Consider the following 22763-nt stretch of genomic DNA (forward strand, 5'->3'; position numbering starts at 1 on the left):
TCTCGTACCTGCCGCTCTCGGCTCGCAGACGGCGGGTTCGATCATCCGCCCCGCCGCCTTCTGCGGCGCGGTCGGCTTCAAGCCGAGCTTTCGCCTTCTGCCGACCGTCGGCATGAAACCGTTCGCTTGGTCGTTGGACACGGCCGGGCTCTTCGCCGCCGATGTGCCGAGCGCCGCCCTGCTGAGCGACATCCTGTCGGGCCGCCCGATGCGGATCACGGACGACACACCGCCCATTCGCGTCGGCCTCTACCGCTCGCGGATCGACCATCTTCTGCATCAGGGCATGATCGATGCCATGGCCCACGCCGCGCGCAGGCTGGAGCGCGCGGGATGCGATATCCTGGACATTGACGAAACCGACGCTCTGGCCGCCGCGCGCGACGCGCAGGAGCGCATCCAGCTTTTCGAAGGCGCGATCTCCCTGCTTCATGAACGGCGCTACCATGCCGAACAGCTGAACGCGGAACTCCTCAGCGTTCTTACGGCCGGCGCGGCGATCGCCCCGGCGGACTATGACAGCGCCCGCCGCGCAGCTCGCGCGGGGCGGCGAGAGGTCACGCGCCTGTTCGAAACCTGCGACATCATCCTCGCCCCCTCCGCTCCCGGCCCCGCTCCCCTGCGGCAGGACGGGATGGGCGATCCTGCCTTCAACCGGCTTTGGACCGGCGCTGGCGTGCCTTGCGTCAACGTGCCGGCTGGCAGATCACGGGAAGGCCTTCCTCTCGGCGTTTCGATCATCGCCCGGTTCGGGCAGGATGCGCGGGCGCTTGCCGGTGCCGCTCTCTTGGAGCGGCAGCTTCAGGACCTGGAGATCGTCACCCCACCCTCTTAATGACAGCGTTTCACACTTTTTTCAGCATGACGACGACAGCTCAAGCCGTTGAAACTCATCGGCTTCACCGAGCCGCATATTTTCGGACGAGCCTTGGGAAACGAATCCCTCTTTACGATGTTAAACAGATCATGAAGACTGGTAACATCCTGTGAGGAGGAGATCGTGATGGAACGGGTACGCTCTCTGAATCTGATCATGGCGACGGCGGCTTTCGCCTTTGTCGGTGCCATGGTCGTCGGTTTCATTTCCTGATGCCAAACGGTTTTCGCGGAAGCCGTATCGCAGCGTCAGGTTGCCAATGACACAGAAAGGGCCGGTTCATCCGGCCCTTTCTCGTTACGCAGCTTGCTCGATACGATCCGTCCTGTCATCGCCGCCGGCCGACGGACGCAAGCCGAGAATATGGCAGATCGAATAGACGAGATCGGCCCGGTTCATCGTATAGAAATGGAAATCGCCGATCCCGCGTTCGGCGAGATCGAGCACCTGCTCGGCGCAGACCGCCGCCGCCACATGGCTATGCGTCTGCGGATCGTTCTCCAGGCCTTCGAAACGCTCGGCCAGCCAGAGCGGAATGGAAGCGCCCGTTGCGGCCGAGAAGCGTGAAATCTTGGTGAAGTCGTGGATCGGAACAATGCCGGGAACGATCGGCACATAAATGCCGGCCCGCCGAACGCGCTCGACATAGCGTTCGAACACATCATTATCGAAGAAGAACTGCGTGATGGCGCGCGTCGCGCCATTATCGACCTTGCGCTTCAGGAGGTCGATGTCGGTTGCGAAGTCCGGGCTTTCGGGATGCTTCTCGGGATAGGCCGAAACGGAAATCTCGATCTCGGGATCGATCGCCTTGATACCAGCGGCGAGATCCACCGCGTTGCGATAGCCGTTCGGATGCGCCTCGTAGGCACCGCCCGCACCCGCCTGACCGTCCCCGCGCAGGGCCACGAAATGGCGCACGCCGGTTTCACGATATTGACGCACGACGGCATCCACTTCGTCGCGGCTCGCATCGACGCAGGTCAAATGTGCCGCCGGCTTCAGCGGCGTTTCGCTCAGGATGCGCTTAACCGTGTGATGCGTGCGCTCGCGCGTCGAACCGCCGGCACCGTAGGTCACGGACACGAAATCGGGCGAGAGCGGAGCCAAGCGCTGGATCGAGTCCCAGAGCCCTTCTTCCATCTTCGGTGTCTTGGGCGGAAAGAACTCGAACGACACGCGGAAGGGCGAGCGCTGCGAACGACGCTGGATCATGGACATTCCTTCAGGCTGCCTCGACCGGGCGCGCGGCCGGATCGAGCGGGATGGCGGCGTGCGGCCGTCGGGCCAGGAGAACAAGAACGGTGAGCGCGTCAGCCCTCTCGCCTTTCGGCGGAAGCGCGCGAATGGTCTCGACGCGAAGGCCGGCGGCTTGGGCATAGGCGCTGAGAGTCTCAATACTGAAGCCGAGCCGCAGATGCGCATGTTCCGTGCGCAGTGTTTCCAGCCCGTGCGGCGCGAAATCGACAATGGCAAGACGCCCGCCCGGTGCCAGCGCCGCTGCCGCCTCGCGAATGGCAGCGGCAGGATCGTCGAGATAATGAAGGACCTGATGGAGCGTCGCGAGTTCGAAACTGCCGCGCGGCACGGGGAGACGATAAGCATCTCCCTGCCGCACGCTGGCGCGGCTGAGACCCGCCGCGTCGAGCTTGGCGCGGGCGATCGACAGCATTTCGCGAGACGCGTCGATCCCCAGCGAACGCTCGCAGCGCGGTGACAGGAGCTCCAGAAGCCGGCCCGTGCCCGTGCCTATGTCGAGGACGGACTCGATGCCCTCGTCGCCAAGCACATCCAGAAGCGCGCTTTCGACTTCGACATCCGGCACGTGAAGCGAGCGAATCCGGTCCCATTGTTCGGCGTTGCGGCTGAAATAATGGGCCGCGCGCTCCGCCCGCTCAAGGCGAACATGTTCGAGCTTCTCGCGGTCGCCCGCCAAGCGCCCGTCTTCGTCCACGACGCCGGACAGAAGCGCGTCCACCAGGGTCGCGATCAGCGCATCGTCGCTACGCCGGAAATAAGCCCAGGCTCCCTCCTGATATCGATGCACGACGCCCGACTCGACCAGAAGCTTCAGATGACGCGAAATGCGCGGCTGCGATTGGCCGAGAATGGAAGTGAGATCGGAAACGGTCAGATCATGGCTCGACAAGAGCATGACGAGGCGCAGGCGCGTCGGTTCTCCGAGAGCCTTCAGAATTTCCACCGTCGCATCGAAAGACGCCGCCATGACCGCGCCTCCTTTGCGCCAACACATAAAGATATGTTTATGTGTTGCAGGCGAAAGATGCAAGTGGGTTCCATCGCGTTTGCACGGGCTTCACGAGCCCGATACTCTTTCGCCCATGACTCTTGAGAAAACCTCCATTCGGCCGGGCGAAACGACCCTGCCCTTCGACGCCTCGACGGCGGATGACGCGCGGCTGGCCTTTATCGGCCGCATCCGCTCCCCTTGGACCGATCGAACCGACTGCCCCAAGAACATGCGGGTCGCCCGCGACACCAACCAGAAGGCGACAGTCGAAATCGACGCGCCGTTCCGCGCCGCGCTGCAAAACCTGGCAGCGGGACGCCATGTCCATCTCCTGACATGGCTGCATCAATCGCGGCGCGATCTGGCCGTGCAGAAACCTCGCTCTGCCGAGATCGCATCGGGCACATTCGCTCTGCGCTCCCCAGTTCGCCCCAACCCGATCGGCCTACATCTCGTGCGTCTTCTGGACGTCGATCCGGCGTCGGGGCAGCTGGTGATCGACGCGATCGATGTTCTGGACGGGACGCCCCTTCTCGACATCAAACCCTATTTCGATACCGTCGATCGTCCGAGCGAGGGTTGATGGCCACGGAACGCCAGAAGTCCATCGCGCGCAACCTGACGCTTCTGATCCCTCGCGTCCCCTATCTCGACGCGGAGGCGATCCGCACGGCGGCGGGGTCGCGCCACATGAAAAGCCTGTTGCCGGCCAGCGCCGTTTGGCTGGCGACGCTCGCGCATATCCGGCATCAGCACACCGATTATGACGAGTTGCGCGACGAGGGCTACGAGAAGGACGAGGCGCGGTTCTTCGTGGTCGAGGCGATCAACGAGGTGCTCGATCAATGGGGCGCAACACGCCACCTCGTGTCCGAAGCGGACGAGGATGAGGGCTGGGATTATAACGACAATGAGCCGCAGGAAGATGGGAGCGAGGACGAATCCACTCCGCTGCCGCCCAAAGCGCGCCCGAGACCGGACGCGGATTGAAAGGCGTCAGCGCTCTTCGTTCGGATCGTAGATCCACTGCTCCGGCAGCCGAGCCTCGAATGCCTCGCCCAGGCTGATGCTGCCAGGCTTCTCCACCCAGGCCACAAGGCCTCGCTTGTGCTTGGCCGCCTTCACGAAGCCGAATTCGATGTCGGTTCGCTCGGGATAATGCTGCGCGATGGATCGCCCCGACAGACGGCAAGGCCCGTTGTCGCCGTCGATCTTGATCGTGACGCCATTCTCGAAAAACAGGAGGGTGCGCGGCGGCAGTTCGCTGAGACGCGGAAGGCCCTCCAGCGTGAGATTGCCGCCGATCCATTCCGGCCGCAGCTCGGGGATCGCCAAGGTCTCGGCGACCTCGGCGAGTTCATTCAGGCTCAGGATCGAAAGCTGACGCTCGTTGCGAATTTCGGTGCCACGCGGATACCAGGGCTCGCGGCCGCCCGTTTTTCGGGTCGGCCCGCCATGCGCATCGGCTGCAATCCCATCGAAGCCGAGGTCCAGCCTATCGACCGGAGATGTCACGAAGCCCTTGCCTTCGGTCCGGTAAAGGCCCGCGACGGTGCCCTTCAGTTTGATGGCCGGCTTGCGCATGAGTGATGTCAGCCCTGTCGATGCGGATGCTCATCGGACTTCAGGTCGATCGGCTGCGTGCGCCGGCTCGGCTTGAAGGTGATGACGCGGTACAGATAGATCGCGACCACGGCAAGGATGACGAAGTTCGAGACCGGGCCGATATATTGGTCCACCAGATCGTATTGCTGCGCCAGAAGGTATCCGGCAAAGGCCAAACCCGCCGTCCAGGCCAGCGTGCCGATCGCCGAGAAGGCCAGGAAGGTGAGGAGCGGCATCCGCGCGAGGCCGGCGGGGATGGAGATGAGCGTTCGCACCGTCGGCACGAGGCGGCCAAACAGCACGGCCCAGATTCCGTAGCGACGGAACCAGCGGTCCGCCGCCTCCACGTCCTCGGCGGTCATCGTGATCCATCGGCCGAACCGATCCGCCAGCCGCACGATACGCTGTTCGCCGACCACGAGGCCAAGATAATACCAAGGCAAGATGCCGAGGAGCGACCCGATCGTCCCGGCAATGATAACGGCCCAGATCGAATGCTCACCCGTGGCTGCCTGATAGCCTGCCAGAGGCATGATGATTTCGGAGGGGATCGGTGGGAAGATGTTTTCCAGAAACATCAGGAACGCGATTCCGACCACGCCGAAATCCTGCATGAGACCCTGAACGAACTGATCCATAGGCGAATGCGATCCTAGCTTGGCCGAGGCGATGAACTAGCCGTTGAGATAGCACGGCCGTTTCGCTTGGACATGGCAAGGCTGTCAGCAAGACGCCGGAAACACGAGCCTACGGCGGTCTTCAGATCACTTGTTCGTCAGGGGAATGGCTTGCAGCAAAGCGCGCGCGATCTGCTCGGCGGTGTAGGGCTTCTGCAGGACGGGGAAAACGCGCCACTCCATTTCGATCCCCTCCAGCCCGTAACCCGTCGCGAAGACAATCGGCACGTTGCGCGCACGCAAGCGCTCGGCCACAGGATAGACCTTCACGCCGGCGATGTTCATGTCGAGGATGGCGGCGTCGATGCCGGGCTCTGAATCCAGCATGGCCTGCGCGCGATCGACGCGCATCGCAAGCCCCGCCACGACGCAGCCCAGCTCGTCCAGAATGTCCTCGAGCTGCATGGCGACGAGGGATTCGTCCTCCACCGCGAAGATGCGAAGCCCTTCGAGCCCCTTTGGTTCAGTCATCCAAGAGGGCCTTTGCCGCTTCGAGTTCGGACAGGGGGATGGCGAGTGTCCAGGTCAGGCTGGACGGTCCGAGGCCGAGTTCCAATCGCCCCTCGAGCTCGCCCGTCACGATGCGCTCCAACATGCGCATCCCAAAACCGGGCTTCAACTCATCCTGCGTTTCAGGAAGATCCGGACCGGTTTCCCGCCAGATCAGCTCCAGCGTCTCACCGCGTGTCTCCCAACGCACGCAGACGCGGCCGTCATTCTTCGCCAAAGATCCATATTTCAAGGCATTCGATGCCAGCTCATGGAACACCATCGCCAGGGCGATGGCGGCCTTCGGACTGAGATCGAAACGGCCGCCCTTTGTGGTAATTCGCTCGGGCGGCAGGGCCGCGAATTCCAGCCGAGCGATGGCGGCGAGATCGGCCGCTTCCCAATGGTGCTGGCTGAGGAGATTGTGAGCGTTCGAGAGTGCCAGAATTCGCCCTTCGAACACACGGCGTGCATCCTCGCGGTCGATCGTCGCGCGGAAGCTTCGCCGAGCCAGAGACTGCACCGTGGATAGCGTGTTTTTAACGCGATGATTCAGCTCATCCAACAAGAACTTCTGGTGACGCTGCCCGCGTACAGCCTCGGTTCTGTCATACCCTTGAATGAAGATGCCCGACACCTGACCGGTCGGCGACGCCACGGGATGGTGCGAGAGATCGACGAAATACTCCCGAAGCCGATCCGACCCTGGATCGCGCAGTCGAATGCTCGTCGCGAACCCGACCGCCGACTCGCCCGTTTGGTAGGTCTTGTCCAGCCGGCCGAGTAACCCGCTCGGCTCCTCACATTCCAATTCGGGAAACGCCTTCCGAACCGGAAGCCCCAGAAGCTCGCGCTGCCCGAAAAAACGCTTCAAGGCCGCATTGGCATAAGTGATGACATGGTCCGGCCCGTAGAGAAGCGCCACCATTCCGGGTGCATCCTCGAACAGCGAGCGGAACTGCTGTGTCGGCCCAACGCCGTCACGAATGACTTTCTCCGCCTCTCTCGCGCGCTGGACGAGAGCGACGCCGCCGGAAAACAGCGAGCTGGGCGCTGACGCCGCCTCGCGCAACTGCACGAGTTCGGTAATGTCCACTGTATTTTGAAGGATGTAGGCGACCTGACCGCTGTCGTCGGTCAGCGGAGCATGGATGGCCGTCCAATATCGCTTCGTCATCCCCCCGCCCTTCGAAGCGGGCACCGGAATGTCGTACTCGATATAGGCCAGTGTATCGGGCTCGCCCGATGCCAGAACGCGATCGAGCGATTCCCGGAGGCGCCGGCCAGCGTCCCCATCGTTGGGAAAGGCCTCGAACAGGTAGCGGCCGACCAGACTCGAACTGGTCTGCTCGGTCGCCAGTTCGTAGGCGCGATTGACCGCCACGAAGTTCAAGTCCCGGTCGAGCAGCATATGTGGGCTGGGAAGCGCTTGGAAGAATTGTTGAAAGCCGATGCGATCCAATTCCTCTCTCCTTTCCCCCTACGCCTGCTCCCTGGCAAGGCCAATTTGTCAGACGTAAGGGGGAAGTTCGATTTGGAAAGTGGCTTTCCCCCATTCAGCTGCTTAACGCGTCAGACGCTTGTAGGTCGGGCGCTTGGGATTGACCGATTCCGGTCCGAGACGACGGATTTTGTCCTGCTCGTAATCGGCATAGTTCCCTTCGAACCATTCCCAATGGCTGTCGCCTTCATAGGCGAGGATATGCGTGGCCAGACGATCGAGGAACATGCGATCGTGGCTGATCACCACGGCGCAGCCTGCATATTCCTCCAGCGCGTCCTCAAGGGCGGCCAGCGTTTCGGTATCGAGGTCGTTGGTCGGCTCGTCGAGAAGAATGACGTTGCCGCCGGACTTCAGCATCTTGGCAAGGTGCACGCGGTTGCGCTGACCGCCCGAGAGTGTGCCGACCTTCTGCTGCTGGTCTTGGCCCTTGAAGTTAAAGTTGCCGACATAGGCGCGGCTGTTCATGTCGTATTTGCCGAGCTTCATGATGTCGACGCCGCCCGAGATTTCCTCCCAGACGGTCTTCGACCCGTCGAGATGATCGCGGCTCTGGTCGACATAGCCGAGATCCACGGTCTCGCCGATATGGACGGCACCGGAGTCCGGCGTTTCCTTGCCCGTGATCATCTTGAAGAGCGTCGTCTTGCCGGCGCCGTTCGGGCCGATAATGCCGACGATGCCGCCGGCCGGCAGACGGAACGAGAGGTTCTCGATCAGAAGCCGGTCGCCGTAGCTCTTGGATAGATTCTCCACCTCGATGACGCGGTTGCCCAGGCGCTCCGAGGTAGGGATGACGATCTTGCCATCGGCCGGCCTGCGGTTTTCGGCCGCCTCGACCAGTTCGTGATAGGCCTTGATACGAGCCTTCGACTTGGTCTGGCGGGCCTTGGCGCCCTGCTGAATCCACTCGCGCTCGCGGGCGATGGCGCGTCCGCGCGCGTCGTCCTCGCGGCCTTCCTGCACCATGCGCTTGGACTTCTTCTCGAGATAGGCCGAGTAGTTGCCTTCGTAAGGAATACCCCGACCGCGATCGAGTTCGAGAATCCAGCCCGTCACATTGTCGAGGAAGTAGCGATCGTGCGTGATCATCAGCACCGCGCCTTCATATTCGCGCAGGTGCTTTTCGAGCCAGGAGATCGTCTCGGCGTCAAGATGGTTGGTGGGCTCGTCGAGCAACAGAATATCGGGCTTCGACAGGAGCAGCTTGCACAGCGCCACGCGGCGCTTTTCACCGCCCGACAAAGGCGCGACGGAAGCATCGCCCGGCGGGCAGCGCAGAGCGTCCATCGCCATCTCGACCTGACTTTCCAGGTCCCAGAGGTTCTGCGCGTCGATCACGTCCTGAAGCTTGGCACCCTCCTCCGCGGTCTCGTCGGAGTAGTTCATCATCAGTTCGTTGTAGCGATCAAGGATCGCCTTCTTGTCGGCGACGCCTTCCATGACGTTCTCGAAGACGGTCTTCGACTCGTCGAGCTTGGGCTCCTGCGAGAGATAGCCCACCGTCGCGCCGTCGGCGGCCCAGGCCTCACCCGTATAGTCCTTATCGACGCCGGCCATGATCTTCAGCAGCGTCGATTTACCGGCGCCGTTCGGGCCCAGGATACCGATCTTGGCGTTCGGGTAGAAGGAGAGATGGATGTTCTCCAGAACCTTCTTGGTGCCGTAGGCCTTCGTGAGATCGGCCATATGGTAGATGAATTGGCGTGCCATCGAGCGCGCGTCCCCGTAGAAATGACTTGGGCAAGAGTTGGCGCACAGGTAAGCCATGGCGTCCCGATGAGCAACAAAGGCGGCAAGGAAAATGCGTCCGGCCGGGTTGCGCCCCACTCCCCGCTTGACGCACCGCATCGAAGAGCGGATGCAGCGCGGGACCGATTTCTCGAAAGCGGAGCCGACATGATCCGGCACATCGTCTTCTTCAGCGCAAAGGACAAGGCCGACCTGCCCCGCATCAAAGCCGGGCTCGAAACCCTCGGTGCCATCCGGCATCACGAGCATTTCGAGGTCGTCGAGAACGCCCGCGTCGACCCGATGGGCAATGATGTCGATCTGGTCGTCTATGCCGAGTTCAAGGATCGAGAAGCGCTCGCGGCCTACAAGGCCGACCCGATCTACGACGCCTCCACGCGGAGCGTCCGTCCCCTACGCGAGATCCGTTATTCGGCCGATTACGAAGTGCCCGACCGGGCCTGACGCTCAGCCGAAACCGGGCGCGTCCACGCGTCCCGCGCGGCAACCGGGCGCGGTGGCATCGCCGGCCCGGATGAGTTCGCCCAGACTCGCGCCCTGCCCCGGTGCGCCGCGCAGCGAAATCCGCAACTCTCCGACCAGCCGGCGCCCCGCCGCGTCGCTTTCGCAGTCCAAGAGGACGCGAGCCCCCGCCCCCGCACCGAACGCCTTGTCGAAGGCCGCCCGAATCTCGGCCGCGCTCAATTCGCGTCCGATCGCGTTGGCGAAGAGATCGCGAACGGGCGAGGCATTGAGTTCATCGATCAGTCGAATGGACTGCACGAAATACGCCTCCGCACCGCCATCGTAACAAGTGCCGTGGGTCCAATACTCGTGCCGGTCGAGCTGAGAAACCGTGCCGGGCATGACACGCGCCAGCCCCTCCCGGGTCGCCGCGCTGATTTCGACCGGTGGCAGGTCGCGCCAGCGCCCGGATTCGTCGGCGGCCCGAACGGCAGCGGACACGCCGCAATATTCGCGTCCGCGCGGCTGCGGCCATAGTCCATGAAGCGATAAACCATGACCGGCTACCCCGCCCGAGCGACAGTCGGTGCGCTTCGGCCGCGTTTCACAGAAGGCGGGATGCCAGCTTGCGGCCAGAACGAAGGAATCCGTGTGGCCTCCAGCCGGTGGCGGCGAAGCGTCGCGATCAGCCGACGAGTTCCCATCCGTCACGCGCCCGCATCCGTAAGGCACCCAGCGCCGCTCAGGGTCCGCCCCCGGTACGCGGATCAGGTAATGACTGCCCGGCATCGCGTTTCGCCCGATGAGGTCATAGTGCCGTCCGGGCTCGGTCACGATGCGACCGGGATTGTTGTCCGAGCGGATGGAGGGTGTCGCGAAGCAGCTCGCCTCCGCCACGAATTCCCCACTCATCGGGACCTGCGCCTTGGCGGACGCGACCGAGAACAGGAGGCCGGCTCCCATCAGCAGGAAGCCCAAGCGTCGAACCATGATCCATCCCCGAATTTGAGACCAGCGGATTGCGTTTTTCCGCGCTTACGCCAAGTCTGCGTCAGTTTTCCGTCTGCATATCGGCTTTTGTCCCGTGCTCGCCAGTTCTACCCTTCTCGACAGTCCGACCGGCGCGGCCCTGCGTCTTCATCGTTTCCTTCCCGAGGGTGAGGCGCGAGCCGTGCTTCTCATCCTGCATGGGCTCGCCGAGCACTCGGGACGCTACGCCAGGCTCGGGCGCGAACTGGCGGAACTCGGTATCGCCGTCTATGCCCATGACCATCGCGGACACGGATCAACCACCGCTCTCGACGCGCCGCTCCGCCGCTTCGGAGGGCGCAATGGCGCGGCGAAGGTCCTGCGCGACGTGCAGGCCGTGCGCCATCAGGCTGAAGCCGACTGTCCGGGAAAGCCGGTCGTGGTGCTCGGTCATTCGATGGGCGCCTATATCGCGCTCAATCATGCGCGCACCTTCGGCGAAGGGCTGGCGGGGCTGGCGCTCTGGAACGCCAGCTTCGAGCGCGGCTGGTCGGAGCGGCTCGGCACCGTGGCGTTCAAGGCGGAAAAGGCGCTGAAAGGTTCGGATGTGGCGAGCGCGCTCTTTGCCCGCGCTACGTTCGACGTTTGGAGCCGTTCGGTTCAGCCGAGACGCACGCCCTTCGACTGGCTGACCCATGACGAAAGCGAAGTGGACCGCTACATCGCGGACCCGCTTTGCGGATGGACGCCCACCATTTCCATGGTGGAAGACATTCTGAACTGGCAAAGCGCCGGGGCCAGCGTGACTCCGCTCGGCGACCTGCCTCATCGCCTGCCGATCCATTGTCTGGGCGGCAGCGAAGACCCGGCCACCGCGAAAGGCGCTGCGGTCCGATCGCTCGCCGCTCGCCTGGAGCAAGCCGGCAGTCTCGATGTGCATTGCCATGTCGTGCAGGGCGCACGGCACGAGGTGCTTCTGGAGATCGAGCCGATGCGCAGCGAAGCGGTCGAGCAGCTGCACGCCTTTATCGATCGCTGCCTTTTGCCGAGCGGGCAGCGACGTCAGAAAATCGCATGACCGCATGCCCTTCTTTTCGGCACGTCACGTCAGTCGGAGCAATAAAGAAGATCGCCGCCCAGATGGCAGCGGCCGATGCGAAGTTCCAGCGCCTTGTTCTGGTAGGAGTAGATCACGCGGTCCAGCGTCAGGATCGCTGACTCACCGCTCAGACCGAACGCGGCTCTATCCTCGTCCTCCGCCGTCGCGCTGGCAACCTTTTCCACCTTGTAGGTCGCGATGTCGTGCCCCATCCAGCGGCTTTTCGACAGCTGCACCATTTCGGCCGGGCTCATCGTTGCCGTGGCAACGGCGACGCGGAGATAAACCATTTCGATCAGAAACAAGCGCCCGGCATAGGTTCGACGACGCTCGAAGGTCAGGACCGGCACACGCTCCGATAGACCCAGGCGATCCGCGATCGGCGCCGGCGGAACGGCCAGGTCATGGCCCGACATGGTGACGTCGCCCGAGACGCGATTGCCCGAGCGATCGAGAATGTTGGAAAAGCGGCTGCGCGTCTTCTCCGCCTCGTAATCCACCACGACCGTGCCGCGCCCTTGATGGCGCTCCAGCAGTTTGTTTTCGGTCAGGATGTCGAAGGCTTTGCGCACCGTCCCCAAGCTGATGCCGAGCGATCGCGCGATCTCCGCTTCGTTCTCGATGAGTTGGCCAGGCGCCCACGTGCGGGACACGATGCGCGCGACGAACTCGTCCGCCACCTGCTGATAGAGCGGCCGGGTGTTGAACGATTTCGCGACCGACATCTACGTCCCCTGATAGATAACCTATGCAGGAAACATGCTTTAGGTTGCATGAAAGATCAACTAAAAAGTGCAAACCGCTGGCTAATTAGTTGCATTCAGGTTGCATCGACATGTCATCTGCGCGTGATGGCCAACCATTCCCGGACACGAGCTTCCGGTTCGGCGTGCAGGGTGATGTCTGTCACCACGGCCGCGCTGTCCGCGCCATTCTGGAACACCGCTTCGGCACGCTCGGGCCGGAGACCACCGATAGCCACCAAGGGAAGACCGCCGACGCGCTTGCGCCAGATCAGCAATCGTTCCGGCGTCTGCGGAGCCCAGGGCATCTGTTTGAGAATGGTCGGCCAGACCGGACCCAGCGCCACATAGTCCGGCCGGGCCGACAGGGCGGTTTCGAGTTCGGCCTCGTCATGCGTCGACAGACCGAGCTTGAGTCCGGCCGCACGGATCGCTGTCAGATCGGCCTCCACCAAATCTTCTTGGCCCAGATGCACGAAATCCGCGCCTTCCTCGGCCGCCAGCCTCCAGTGATCGTTCACGACGAGCTGGCATCCATGGGCCTTGCAGACCGCCAGCGAGCGGCGAATCTCCTCGCGCAGGCGGGCGTCGGGCATATCCTTGGCGCGAAGTTGCACGAGCTTGACCCCGAGCGGCACGATCCGCTCGATCCAGGCGGCATCCGGCATCACGGGGTAGAAAGCATCGAGCACGAGGCGAGAGGCGCTCATAGAACCGCCTTTCCGAAAACGGGTGTCGAGGGCGCCGCCATATCACGCGGCTCCATCGCGCCCGCTTCGAAGCTGAGCCGCCCGGCTTCCACCGCCAGACGAAAGGCGCGTGCCATCGCGACCGGATCGCCCGATGTAGCAACGGCGGTGTTGAGAAGAACCCCATCATAGCCGAGTTCCAGAGCCTCGGCCGCGTGGCTCGGCCGGCCGAGCCCTGCATCGACGATCAGCGTCACGTCGGGGAACTGCGCGCGCAGCGAGCGCAGCCCATAGCGATTGTTGAGCCCGAGACCCGAGCCGATCGGCGAGGCCCAGGGCATCAGCACCTCGCAGCCCGCCTCGACCAGCCGTTCGGCTACAACCAGATCTTCGGTCGTGTAGGGCAGGACGCGGAAGCCTTCGCCCGACAGGATGTGCGCGGCTTCCACCAGACCGAAGACATCGGGCTGCAGCGTGTCGGCATGGCCGATCACCTCAAGCTTGACGAGGTCGGTGCCCAGAAGCTCGCGGCCCATCCGCGCCGTTGTCACCGCTTCCTTGACCGTGTGGCAGCCGGCCGTGTTCGGTAGAAATGCCACGCCGAGCGCGCGCAGATCGTCCCAGAAGCCGGGCCCACGCGGCGCGCTGAGATTCTGCTCGCGGCGAAGCGACACGGTGACCAGCGCCGGCTCCGCCGCGCGGATAGCCGCCTGCATGATCGCCGGCGAGGGATAAAGCGCCGTGCCCAACATCATGCGGGAGGAAAAGGTCCGATCGTAGATGCGCATCGCGTCACCCTCCCTGCATCGGGCTGAGAAGCTCAACCTTATCGCCCGCAGCAAGCGGGGTGTCCGCCCGCTCGCCGCGCGGCACGAATTCGCCGTTGAGCGCGGTCGCCACCGCTTCGGGCTCGACGCCGAGTTCCCGAAGCAGCGCATCGAGCGAGCCCGCCTCGACCTCGCACGGGTTACCGTTCAAATGCAGGATCATGCGGCCTCCATGAGGGATAGTGCGGCGCGGGCCGCCTGCCCGGAAAGCTCGGGCGCCAGGAGAAACCCATGGCGATAGAGCCCGGTGAAGCAGACATGGCGTCCGCTCTGCGTCACGCGCGGCAGATTGTCGGAAAAAGCCGGGCGGCAGGCAGCGCCCGTTTCCAGGATTTCGGCTTCGGCAAACCCCGGATGCAAGGAGAAGGCCGCTGTCAAAAGCTCCACCGCCGAGCGGAGGGTGATCGGCCCGCCGCGCTCGCTTTCGATCATGGTCGCGCCGATCATGAAGACCCCGTCCTCGCGCGGCACGATATAGATCGGCCAGCGCGGATGCAGAAGGCGAACCGGCCGGGCCAGACTGACGTCGCGGCTGCGCACCAGGACCATCTCCCCGCGCACGCCGCGAAGACCCGGCGCGTGAGCCTTGAGACCGCGGCAGTCGACGACGGTCTCGCTCGACAACGCGGCAGGTTCGGCCTGCGAGCCCCACAGCAACGTACCGCCGAGATCCTGAATTCGCCGAACGAGAGAGGCCATGGCTTGGCGCGGATCGAGATGCGCTTCTTCTTCGAAGAACAATCCCTGGCGAAACCGCCCGGCGAGATCGGGCTCGATCTCGGCGATGCCGTCCGCATCCAGCAGGCGATGAGCCTTGGTGCGGGCGGCGAACTGGCGAAGATCGGCCGCATCGCGCGGCGCGGCCAGAACAAGCGTTCCCCGCCGCTCGACCGGCACCCGGTCCGCCCAGAAGTCGATGCCGCGCAGACCCGGCTCGATGATGGCGGGGTCCGCCGTCGCCGCCTCGCAATAGGGCGCGAGCATTCCCCCCGCGAGCCACGAGGCCGCGCGCTGGCCGAGTTCCGTTGCGGCCTCGTGCACGACGACGGACCGCCCCTCTTCGGCCAGCCGAACGGCCGTCGTCAGCCCGGCGACTCCGGCCCCCAGGACATGGATCACCATGCGCGCGAACGAGCGTCCAAAACGAAAGAGCGTTGCGTCGAGGTCATCATCGTCTCCGCCAAAGCGCGAGCCGCTCGCAGGACGGGAGCGGAACGCTCGCTCCAACAGGTGCACGCGCGGCGTCGGCCTCTTGGCCGAGCGGTGCATCCCTGTCAGAGGCGCAAACGCTCCATCCCTACGCCAGTGCGAACTGGATCAGGTTCGTGGGGTCGCCGGATCGTGCTCCGGCCTCTCAGTTCCGCTGCTGGAACTCCCCCTGGATGCTTCTCAGGGTAAGCGTTCGGCTGGCTCTGTCAACTCATCGCCATCGGACGGTTCCGAAAGCTGCCCGTGGTCATCGGCAAAGATCGGCCCTTTTGCGCCCGGCGCATCCGGCCCGAAGGAGAGGACATGATCGGCGATCGCCTGCGCCGTCACCTCGTCGCCATTGATCACCGTATCGGCCCCCGCGTCGATCAGGCGTTCGCGCTGTTCGCCGGAATGAACGCGGGCGGTGATGCGAATGTCGGGATTGGCGGCGCGGGCTGCCGCGATCATGGCGACGGCCTCGAAACTGTTGGGAAAGGCGAGCACCAGGTCCCGCGCGCCGGCAATATGCGCGGCGTCCAGAACTTCGGGCTTCACGGCGTTCCCCACCACCGTCTCGAACCCGGCCGCGCGCACCCGCGCGACGCGTTTGTCGGCGTCCTCAATTACAAGAAAGGCGCGGCCGGCATCGGCCAGCCGCCGCGCGATCTTGGAGCCGACGCGCCCATAGCCGACGAGCACGAGATGATCGCTCAGCTCCGTGCGGCGCAGCGCGCCGTCCTCGATGGCGACACTGCCGCTCGGAATATGCGTCTGCCTCTCGCTCGTCTCACTCGAGGTCGTATCGTTCCCCTCGTCACCGCCGCCTTCCAGAGCCGAGCGGCCCTCCGCCTGCCGCCAGCGATCGACCCAGGCAAAAAGAAACGGATTGAGGACGATCGACAGGATCGCGCCGCCGAGAATCAGGTTCTTCGCCTCGGGCGGCAGAATTTTCAGGTTCAGGCCCAGCGTGGCGAGGATGAAGGAGAACTCGCCGATCTGCGCCAGCGAGACGGAAATGGTGAGCGCCGTCGAGGTCGGATGACCGAACAGGCGCACCAGAGCGAAGGCGACGAGCGACTTGCCGACGACGATGATCAGCAGCGTCGCCAGAACCGGCAGCGGATCGGAGATCAGCGAGGCCGGGTCGAACAACATGCCGACCGAGACGAAGAACAGGACGGCGAAGGCGTCCCGCAGGGGAAGCGAATCTTCGGCCGCGCGATGGCTGAGCTCCGATTCGCTCATGATCATGCCGGCGAAGAAGGCGCCGAGCGCCAACGAAACGCCGAAGAGCGAGGCCGCGCCGAAGGCGACGCCGAGCGCGATGGCGAGCACGGCTAGGCGAAACAGCTCGCGCGAGCCGGAGGCAGCGGTGAGTTGCAGGAGCCAAGGGATGACCCGCCGGCCGACCACCAGCATCAAGACCACAAAGATGCAGAGTTTGAACACCGTCACGAGAATGATGCCGGGAACGCCGAAGCCCAGATCGGAACTCGCGCCATGCACGGCGGACGGGTCACCCCCCAGCGGCCCCGCGAAGGCCGGCAGGAGAACCAGCGCCAGAACCATGGCGAGGTCTTCCACGATCAGCCAGCCGACGGCGATGCGCCCGCGCGCCGTTTCGATCAACCGTCGCTCCTGCATGGCCCGCAAGAGAACGACCGTGGAGGCGACCGACAAGGCGAGGCCGAAGACGAGGCCCGCGCCCAGCCCCCAGCCCAGAAGCCAGGACAGCGCCATGCCGAAGAGCGTCGCCGCCGCGATCTGCGCGATGGCGCCCGGCAGCGCGATGGCCCGCACGGACAGGAGATCGCCCAGCGAGAAATGCAGACCGACACCGAACATGAGAAGAATGACGCCCAGCTCAGACAACTCGCCCGCCAGGCCTTGATCCGCCACGAAGCCGGGCGTGAACGGCCCGGCCGCGACGCCGGCCAGGAGATAACCCACGATCGGGGACGCACCGAGCCGATGCGCCAGCGTACCTAGAAGAAAGGCCAGGCCCAGACCCGCGACGATGGTTTCGATCAGCGGCATGTCGTGCAGCATGGTCGACGGCTCCCGGCGTTTGAAACGAGTCCAGTGTCGAGGCGACCCTCCGGTGTTAGGCGATGGGGCCGGCCGATGCAGCAGAAAAGACGCTTCGAATGCAGGGTTTTTCGGGTGCCGCCGCTCGACTTGGCGGAGCCTTGTCTCGAGCCCGATGTCGCAGACAGGACACATGTCGGATTCGTACAAAGCCGACGCCGCATCCGTCATCGCGGCGGCGGTTTCGCGGGTGCGAGTGTGATGTCCGACACCGCAGATCGGATCGATCCATGCAGAAGTTTTCCGGCTTTTCCATCATCGCCAAGGCGCTCGGCTCCAACAAGGGCTGGCAGGCGCAATGGCGCGACGCATCGCCCAAGAGCCGCTACGACGTGGTGATCGTGGGCGGTGGCGGCCATGGCTTGGCGACGGCCTATTACCTTGCCAAGGAGCACGGCATCCGCAATGTGGCGATCCTGGAAAAGGGCTGGATTGGCGGCGGCAATACGGGCCGAAACACGACGATCATCCGCTCGAACTACCTGTTCGAAGAGTCGGCGGCCCTCTACGACCATGCCGTGAAGCTTTGGGAAGGCCTGTCGCAGGATCTGAACTACAACGTCATGTTCAGCCCGCGCGGCGTGCTCATGCTCGCCCATAACATTCACGACATTCAGGTCTTCAAACGCCACGTCCATGCCAACCGTCTGGCGGGTGTAGACAACGAATGGCTGAGCGCGCAGGAGTGCAAGGACTACTGCCCGCCGCTCAATATCGACGCCTCGACCATGCGTTATCCCGTGCTCGGCGGCGCGCTCCAGCGGCGCGGCGGCACGGCGCGGCACGATGCCGTCGCCTGGGGCTATGCCCGCGCGGCCTCGGCGCTGGGTGTCGACATCATCCAGAACTGCGAGGTGACGGCCATCCGGCGCGGAGCCAATGGCGCGGTGACGGGCGTCGAAACGACGCGCGGCGCGATCGAGGCCGGCAAGATCGGCGTCGTGGCCGCTGGCAATACCTCGGTTGTCATGGACATGGCCGGTCTGCGGATGCCGCTCGAAAGCTACCCGCTGCAGGCTCTTGTCTCGGAGCCGTTGAAGCCCGTCGTGCCCTGCGTCGTCATGTCCAACACGATCCACGCCTATATCTCTCAGTCCGACAAGGGCGAGCTGGTGATCGGCGCGGGAACGGACGCCTACACGTCCTATACGCAGCGCGGCGGGCTCCATATCGCCAATCACACGCTGGATGCGATCTGCGATCTCTTTCCCGATTTCCGCCGGGTGCGGATGCTGCGCTCCTGGGGCGGCATCGTGGATGTCACGCCCGACCGCTCGCCGATCCTCGCTAAGACAACGGTCCCAGGTCTCTACGTCAATTGCGGCTGGGGCACGGGCGGCTTCAAGGCGACGCCGGGCTCCGGCAATCTCTTCGCCCACACGATCGCCCGCGACGAGCCGCATCCGATCAACGCGCCTTTCACGATCGAGCGCTTCCGCGATGGCGTCCTGATCGACGAGGCGGCGGCCGCCGCCGTCGCGCACTGACCCGCCCTTTCCTCCCCCGCGAGGCCGACCGATGCTTCTGATCACCTGCCCCTATTGCGGCCCCCGCCCCGAACTCGAATTCCGCTATGCCGGCGAAGCGCATGTGATGCGCGCGGAAACGCCGTCGGACGTGGGTGCGGACGATTGGGGCGCCTTCCTCTACACACGCTCCAACCCGCGCGGGCTTCATGCCGAGCGCTGGCGCCATATCCATGGCTGCGCGCGCTTCTTCAACGCCGTGCGCGATACGAGAACCGACTTCTTCGTGACGACCTACAAGATCGGCGAGCCCCGACCGGACGGCGTCGAAGAGCATCGCCCGGCGCTCAGCGGAGACAATGTCGGCACATGGTCCGGGGAGGTTGCTCGATGAACCGTTTTCGCACCTCTTCCGGCGGCCGGATCGACCGCACGGCCTCGCTCGGCTTCACCTTTGACGGGCAGAGCTATCGCGGCTATCAGGGCGATACGCTGGCTTCGGCGCTGCTTGCCAACGGCGTCCATCTCGTCGGCCGGTCGTTCAAATATCATCGCCCGCGCGGCATCGTCACGGCGGGCTCGGAAGAGCCGAACGCGCTGGTCGATATCCGCCGCGACGCGGCGCGGGTCGCGCCGAACCTGCGCGCGACACAAGTGGAGCTTTATTCCGGCCTGAACGCGCTGAGCCAGAACCGCTGGCCGTCGCTGAATTTCGATGTCGGCGCGGCGAACGACATCCTCGGCAAGTTCTTCTCGGCCGGCTTCTACTACAAGACCTTCATGTGGCCACGCTCGGCCTGGGAGAAGCTCTACGAGCCGATCATCCGCCGCGCAGCCGGCCTCGGCCATTCCCCGACCCTGCCCGACCCCGACCGCTACGCGCAAATCTTCGCCCATTGCGAAGTGTTGGTGGTCGGCTCCGGCCCGGCTGGCCTCGCTGCCGCGCTTGCCGCGTCGCAAGACCCGTCGCAGCGCGTGATCCTGTGCGACGAGCAGAGCGAAATGGGCGGCTCGCTTCTGCACGAGAGCGAGGCGGTGGTGGACGGGCACACCGCGCCGATCCAGGCCATGCACATGCTGCATGAGCTGCGCTCGCGCCCGAATGTGACGCTTCTGCCGCGCACCACGGCCTTCGGCTTCTACCCGCACAATCTGCTGGGCCTCGCCGAGCGGGTGACCGAACATCTGGCGAACCCGCCCGGCCATCTGCCGCGCGAGCGCATGTGGCAGGTGCGCGCCGGCCGCGTCGTCTTCGCCACGGGCTCCATCGAGCGCCCGCTCGTCTTCCCCGGCAACGACCGGCCGGGCGTCATGATGGCCGAGGCCGCGCGTCAATATGCGGTGCGCTACGGCGTCCTGCCCGGCCACCGCGCCGTCATCGTCACGGCCGGCGACAGCGCCTATCGCGCGGCGCTCGACCTCAAGGCACGCGGCGTCACCATCGCCGCCATCGCCGATCTGCGCGCCGCGCCCGATGGGCCTTATGTGCAGAAGGCGCGAGAAGCCGGCATCGCCATCCATCCTGGCACCGCCGTTTCGGCGACCTCGGGCCGTCTTCGCATCCGCTCCGCGACCTTGGTTCGCGAGGGTCAGCAGACGGGCGAAACGCTGGAATGCGATTGCCTTCTGATGTCGGGCGGCTTCACGCCGACCATTTCGCTCTTCTCGCAGTCGCGCGGCAAGATGCGCTGGGACGAGACGATCGAAGCCTATATCCCAGCCGAATCGGTCGAGCAGGAACGCTCGGCCGGCGCCTGCCGGGGCGTGTTCGATCTGGCCGGAGCGCTGGCGGACGGGCACGCGGCGGGCGGCGGTGGCGCCTCGCCCTATAGGGTCGAGGAGATGCCGGTCGGCCACGGCGCGTTCCGGGGCGCGACCTTCCATGCCGGCGATCCGCGCAAGGTGAAAGCCTTCGTGGATTTCCAGAACGACGTGACGGCGAAGGACGTTCGCCTCGCGACGCAGGAAGGCTTCCGCTCCATCGAGCATGTGAAGCGCTACACGACGACGGGCATGGCGACCGACCAGGGACGCCTGTCCAACATCAACGCGCTCGCCATCGTGTCGAAGGAACTGAAGCGGCCGGAAACCGCGATCGGTCTTACCACCTTCCGCCCGCCCTATTCTCCCACGACCTTCGGGAATTTCGCCGGTATTGCGCGCGGGCCGCTTTTCGACCCCGTGCGCACCACGCCGATCCATGGTTGGGCGGTGGAGCATGGCGCGAAATTCGAGGATGTCGGCATCTGGAAGCGCGCGCATTTCTTCCCGCGCGGGGGTGAAGACATTCATGCGGCGGTGGCCCGCGAATGCCGCGCCGTGCGCACGTCGGTCGGTATGTTCGACGCCTCCACGCTCGGCAAGATCGAGGTCGTCGGACCGGATGCCGCCGAATTCGTGGACCGGCTCTACACCAACCCGTTCAAGAAGCTCGCCGTCGGCAGCCTGCGCTATGGCGTCATGCTGCGTGAGGACGGGTTCGTGATGGATGACGGCGTGATCGCCCGCATCGCGGAAGACCGCTTCCACATCACCACGACCACGGGCGGCGCGCCGCGCGTCCTCAACCATATGGAGGACTATCTCCAGACCGAATGGCCGCATCTCGATGTCTGGCTGACCTCGACCACCGAGGAATGGGCCGTCATCGCCGTACAGGGGCCGGATGCGCGGCGGGTAATCGAGCCGCTGGTGGACGGGGTCGATCTTTCCAAAGAGGCCATGCCGCATATGACCTGGCGCGAAGGGCGGATCGCCGGCGTGCCGATGCGGCTCTGGCGCGTGTCCTTCACCGGCGAACTCGGCTTCGAAATCAACGTGCCGGCCAGCGAAGGGCGCAAGGTCTGGGAAGCCGTTCATCAGGCGGGCCAGAGATTCGGCATCACGCCCTACGGCACTGAAACGATGCACGTTCTGCGCGCCGAAAAGGGCTACATCATCGTCGGCCAGGAAACGGACGGCACGGCTGTTCCTGATGATGTCGGCCTCACCTGGGCGGTTGCGAAGAAGAAGCATGATTTCGTCGGCATGCGCTCTCTGGCGCGTCCCGCCCTCTCGGCTTCCGGTCGCAAGCAGATGGTGGGCCTTCTGACGCTGGAGCCGCAGACGGTTCTGGAAGAAGGCGCGCAGGTCGTGGATCACATGAATGATCCCGCAGCGCCCGCCTCCATCCCCGCGCTCGGCCATGTCACCTCGTCCTATCGCTCCGAAACGCTCGGCCGCTCCATCGCGCTGGCTCTCGTGCGCAACGGTCGCGCCCGGATCGGCGAGACGGTGGACATTCCGATGCCCGGCGGGCGTATCGCCGCGACCATTGTCGATCCCGTGTTCCACGACAAAGCGAATGAGCGCCTCAATGCTTGACGCCGCGATTTCCCCCGGCCCCGCGCCGATCGCCCTACCTTTTGGCGGCCCCGGTTCGCCCGTCCGAATCGAGAGCCTCGGCCCGCGCGCCCGCTTCGCGCTGCGCCTGCGCCTGCGCCAGGACCATGGTTTCGCCCGCGTAGAGGAAAGCTTCGGCCTCGCCCTGCCGCGGGAGGCCTGCCGCTTCAACGAGGGAGCGGATCGGCGCGTCCTGTGGCTCGGGCCGGACGAATGGCTGCTCGTCGCCCCCTATAATCAAGCCGGCACCCTCTTTGCTGGAATCGAAGCCGCGCTGGAGGGCATCCCTCATTCGCTGGTCGAGGTCAGCCATCGCTCGCTCGGCTTCGCGCTGACGGGCCCGAAAGCCGCCAGCGTCCTCGCGTGCGGCTGCCCTCTCGATCTCGACCTGCGCGCTTTCCCGGTCGGAATGGCGACCCGCACGGTTCTGGCCAAGACGGAGATCATTCTGCAGCGAATCGGTGCGGAGGAGTTCCAGATCGATGTCTGGCGATCCTTCGCCAATTACACGCTTGGCTATCTTATCGAAGCAGCTCGCTCCTACGACTGACAGGCGAAATACCATACCTCCTTCAGCGGCGCTGGCCTTCGGGTTGGCGCCGCATGCGTTTCGAGGCTCCCGCAACTGCTAAACCCTTCGCATTGCACAAAGAATTAGCGGTGTGACTATGTTCGGGCATGTCGCGTTTTTGACAGTTTGTGTCGCAAAAATGG

General features: G+C 64.5%; 22 protein-coding genes, 1 pseudogene and 1 riboswitch. Of the genes and pseudogenes, 9 read left to right on the forward strand and 14 right to left on the reverse strand.

Going from position 1 to position 22763, the window contains the following annotated elements; all coding sequences use genetic code 11:
* Positions 1-835 (forward strand): amidase family protein (locus AUL36_RS15035; RefSeq protein WP_192843844.1); only part of this gene is annotated, 835 nt, incomplete at its 5' end.
* A gap of 339 nt (positions 836-1174) precedes the next feature.
* On the opposite strand, the gene metF is transcribed toward AUL36_RS15035, so the two are convergent.
* Both metF and AUL36_RS15045 read right to left on the reverse strand, forming a co-directional pair.
* Positions 1175-2092 (reverse strand): methylenetetrahydrofolate reductase [NAD(P)H], encoded by a 918-nt coding sequence (gene metF, locus AUL36_RS15040; RefSeq protein WP_062222271.1) that lies wholly within the window; start codon positions 2090-2092, stop codon positions 1175-1177.
* A 10-nt stretch (positions 2093-2102) separates the two neighbouring features.
* A complete protein-coding gene (locus AUL36_RS15045) occupies positions 2103-3104 on the reverse strand; it encodes an ArsR/SmtB family transcription factor (protein WP_062222061.1) in 1002 nt (333 codons plus the stop codon).
* Between the two features lie 115 nt (positions 3105-3219).
* Here AUL36_RS15045 and tsaA point away from each other — a divergent pair, with 115 nt between their 5' ends.
* Together tsaA and AUL36_RS15055 are read left to right on the forward strand one after the other, a co-directional pair.
* Positions 3220-3711, forward strand: a complete 492-nt coding sequence (gene tsaA / locus AUL36_RS15050) for a tRNA (N6-threonylcarbamoyladenosine(37)-N6)-methyltransferase TrmO (protein ID WP_062222063.1) — start codon at positions 3220-3222, stop codon at positions 3709-3711.
* Positions 3711-4013: pseudogene (locus AUL36_RS15055) on the forward strand (DUF2293 domain-containing protein); the annotation flags it as partial. The gene tsaA and the pseudogene AUL36_RS15055, both read left to right, overlap by 1 nt.
* Before the next feature lie 111 nt (positions 4014-4124).
* Here the strand turns inward: AUL36_RS15055 and AUL36_RS15060 are convergent.
* From AUL36_RS15060 to ettA, 5 genes are all read right to left on the reverse strand, one after another.
* On the reverse strand, positions 4125-4712 hold the full coding sequence (locus AUL36_RS15060) for an MOSC domain-containing protein (protein ID WP_062222067.1): 588 nt from the start codon (positions 4710-4712) through the stop codon (positions 4125-4127).
* 8 nt (positions 4713-4720) lie between these two features.
* Entirely contained in the window at positions 4721-5371 is a 651-nt protein-coding gene (locus tag AUL36_RS15065) for a DedA family protein (protein ID WP_058600494.1), read from the reverse strand.
* A 126-nt stretch (positions 5372-5497) separates the two neighbouring features.
* Positions 5498-5881, reverse strand: a complete 384-nt coding sequence (locus AUL36_RS15070; RefSeq protein ID WP_062222069.1) for a response regulator — start codon at positions 5879-5881, stop codon at positions 5498-5500.
* Positions 5874-7361, reverse strand: a complete 1488-nt coding sequence (locus AUL36_RS15075; protein ID WP_062222071.1) for a sensor histidine kinase — start codon at positions 7359-7361, stop codon at positions 5874-5876. Before AUL36_RS15075 ends, AUL36_RS15070 begins: the two co-directional genes overlap by 8 nt.
* Positions 7362-7463: 102 nt before the next feature.
* Entirely contained in the window at positions 7464-9113 is a 1650-nt protein-coding gene (ettA, locus tag AUL36_RS15080; protein ID WP_058633913.1) for an energy-dependent translational throttle protein EttA, read from the reverse strand.
* Positions 9114-9299: 186 nt separating this feature from the next.
* Here ettA and AUL36_RS15085 point away from each other — a divergent pair, with 186 nt between their 5' ends.
* The gene (locus tag AUL36_RS15085) at positions 9300-9596 is read left to right on the forward strand and encodes a Dabb family protein (RefSeq protein WP_058633767.1); all 297 of its coding nucleotides are present in this window, start codon (positions 9300-9302) and stop codon (positions 9594-9596) included.
* Between the two features lie 3 nt (positions 9597-9599).
* Here the strand turns inward: AUL36_RS15085 and AUL36_RS15090 are convergent, their stop codons facing one another.
* Positions 9600-10586: a ribonuclease T2 family protein gene (locus tag AUL36_RS15090; protein WP_062222073.1), complete on the reverse strand. Its 987-nt coding sequence runs from the start codon at positions 10584-10586 to the stop codon at positions 9600-9602.
* Between the two features lie 94 nt (positions 10587-10680).
* Between AUL36_RS15090 and AUL36_RS15095 the strand changes: the two genes are divergently transcribed.
* Complete coding sequence (locus AUL36_RS15095; protein ID WP_062222074.1) at positions 10681-11643, forward strand: alpha/beta fold hydrolase; 963 nt, start codon at positions 10681-10683, stop codon at positions 11641-11643.
* Between the two features lie 29 nt (positions 11644-11672).
* Here AUL36_RS15095 and AUL36_RS15100 read toward each other — a convergent pair whose 3' ends face one another.
* The 6 genes from AUL36_RS15100 to ybaL form a co-directional block, all read right to left on the reverse strand.
* Positions 11673-12389, reverse strand: a complete 717-nt coding sequence (locus tag AUL36_RS15100; RefSeq protein WP_062222076.1) for a GntR family transcriptional regulator — start codon at positions 12387-12389, stop codon at positions 11673-11675.
* 113 nt (positions 12390-12502) lie between these two features.
* On the reverse strand, positions 12503-13117 hold the full coding sequence (locus AUL36_RS15105; RefSeq protein ID WP_062222077.1) for a thiamine phosphate synthase: 615 nt from the start codon (positions 13115-13117) through the stop codon (positions 12503-12505).
* Complete coding sequence (locus AUL36_RS15110) at positions 13114-13884, reverse strand: thiazole synthase (protein ID WP_062222079.1); 771 nt, start codon at positions 13882-13884, stop codon at positions 13114-13116. The genes AUL36_RS15105 and AUL36_RS15110 overlap by 4 nt, the downstream gene beginning before the upstream one ends.
* Positions 13885-13888: 4 nt before the next feature.
* Positions 13889-14086, reverse strand: a complete 198-nt coding sequence (thiS, locus tag AUL36_RS15115; protein WP_062222081.1) for a sulfur carrier protein ThiS — start codon at positions 14084-14086, stop codon at positions 13889-13891.
* Positions 14083-15045 carry an FAD-dependent oxidoreductase gene (locus tag AUL36_RS15120; RefSeq protein ID WP_062222273.1) on the reverse strand — a complete coding sequence of 321 codons (963 nt, stop codon included), beginning with the start codon at positions 15043-15045 and terminating at the stop codon, positions 14083-14085. The genes thiS and AUL36_RS15120 overlap by 4 nt, the downstream gene beginning before the upstream one ends.
* A gap of 155 nt (positions 15046-15200) precedes the next feature.
* Positions 15201-15312: riboswitch (TPP riboswitch) on the reverse strand.
* A complete protein-coding gene (ybaL, locus tag AUL36_RS15125; RefSeq protein ID WP_062222083.1) occupies positions 15313-17163 on the reverse strand; it encodes a YbaL family putative K(+) efflux transporter in 1851 nt (616 codons plus the stop codon).
* 269 nt (positions 17164-17432) lie between these two features.
* On the opposite strand from ybaL, the gene AUL36_RS15130 reads away from it, so the two are divergent.
* The 4 genes from AUL36_RS15130 to AUL36_RS15145 are packed head-to-tail and all read left to right on the forward strand — an operon-like array spanning position 17433 to position 22599.
* Complete coding sequence (locus AUL36_RS15130) at positions 17433-18689, forward strand: sarcosine oxidase subunit beta family protein (RefSeq protein ID WP_058633776.1); 1257 nt, start codon at positions 17433-17435, stop codon at positions 18687-18689.
* A 31-nt stretch (positions 18690-18720) separates the two neighbouring features.
* The gene (locus AUL36_RS15135) at positions 18721-19062 is read left to right on the forward strand and encodes a sarcosine oxidase subunit delta (RefSeq protein ID WP_058600482.1); all 342 of its coding nucleotides are present in this window, start codon (positions 18721-18723) and stop codon (positions 19060-19062) included.
* Entirely contained in the window at positions 19059-22031 is a 2973-nt protein-coding gene (locus tag AUL36_RS15140; RefSeq protein ID WP_062222084.1) for a sarcosine oxidase subunit alpha family protein, read from the forward strand. Before AUL36_RS15135 ends, AUL36_RS15140 begins: the two co-directional genes overlap by 4 nt.
* Positions 22024-22599: a sarcosine oxidase subunit gamma gene (locus AUL36_RS15145; RefSeq protein WP_062222086.1), complete on the forward strand. Its 576-nt coding sequence runs from the start codon at positions 22024-22026 to the stop codon at positions 22597-22599. Before AUL36_RS15140 ends, AUL36_RS15145 begins: the two co-directional genes overlap by 8 nt.
* The last annotated feature ends 164 nt before the right edge of the window (positions 22600-22763 follow it).

This window comes from Aureimonas sp. D3, from assembly GCF_001463805.1.
GTDB classification, from domain to species: Bacteria; Pseudomonadota; Alphaproteobacteria; order Rhizobiales; family Rhizobiaceae; genus Aureimonas; species Aureimonas ureilytica_A.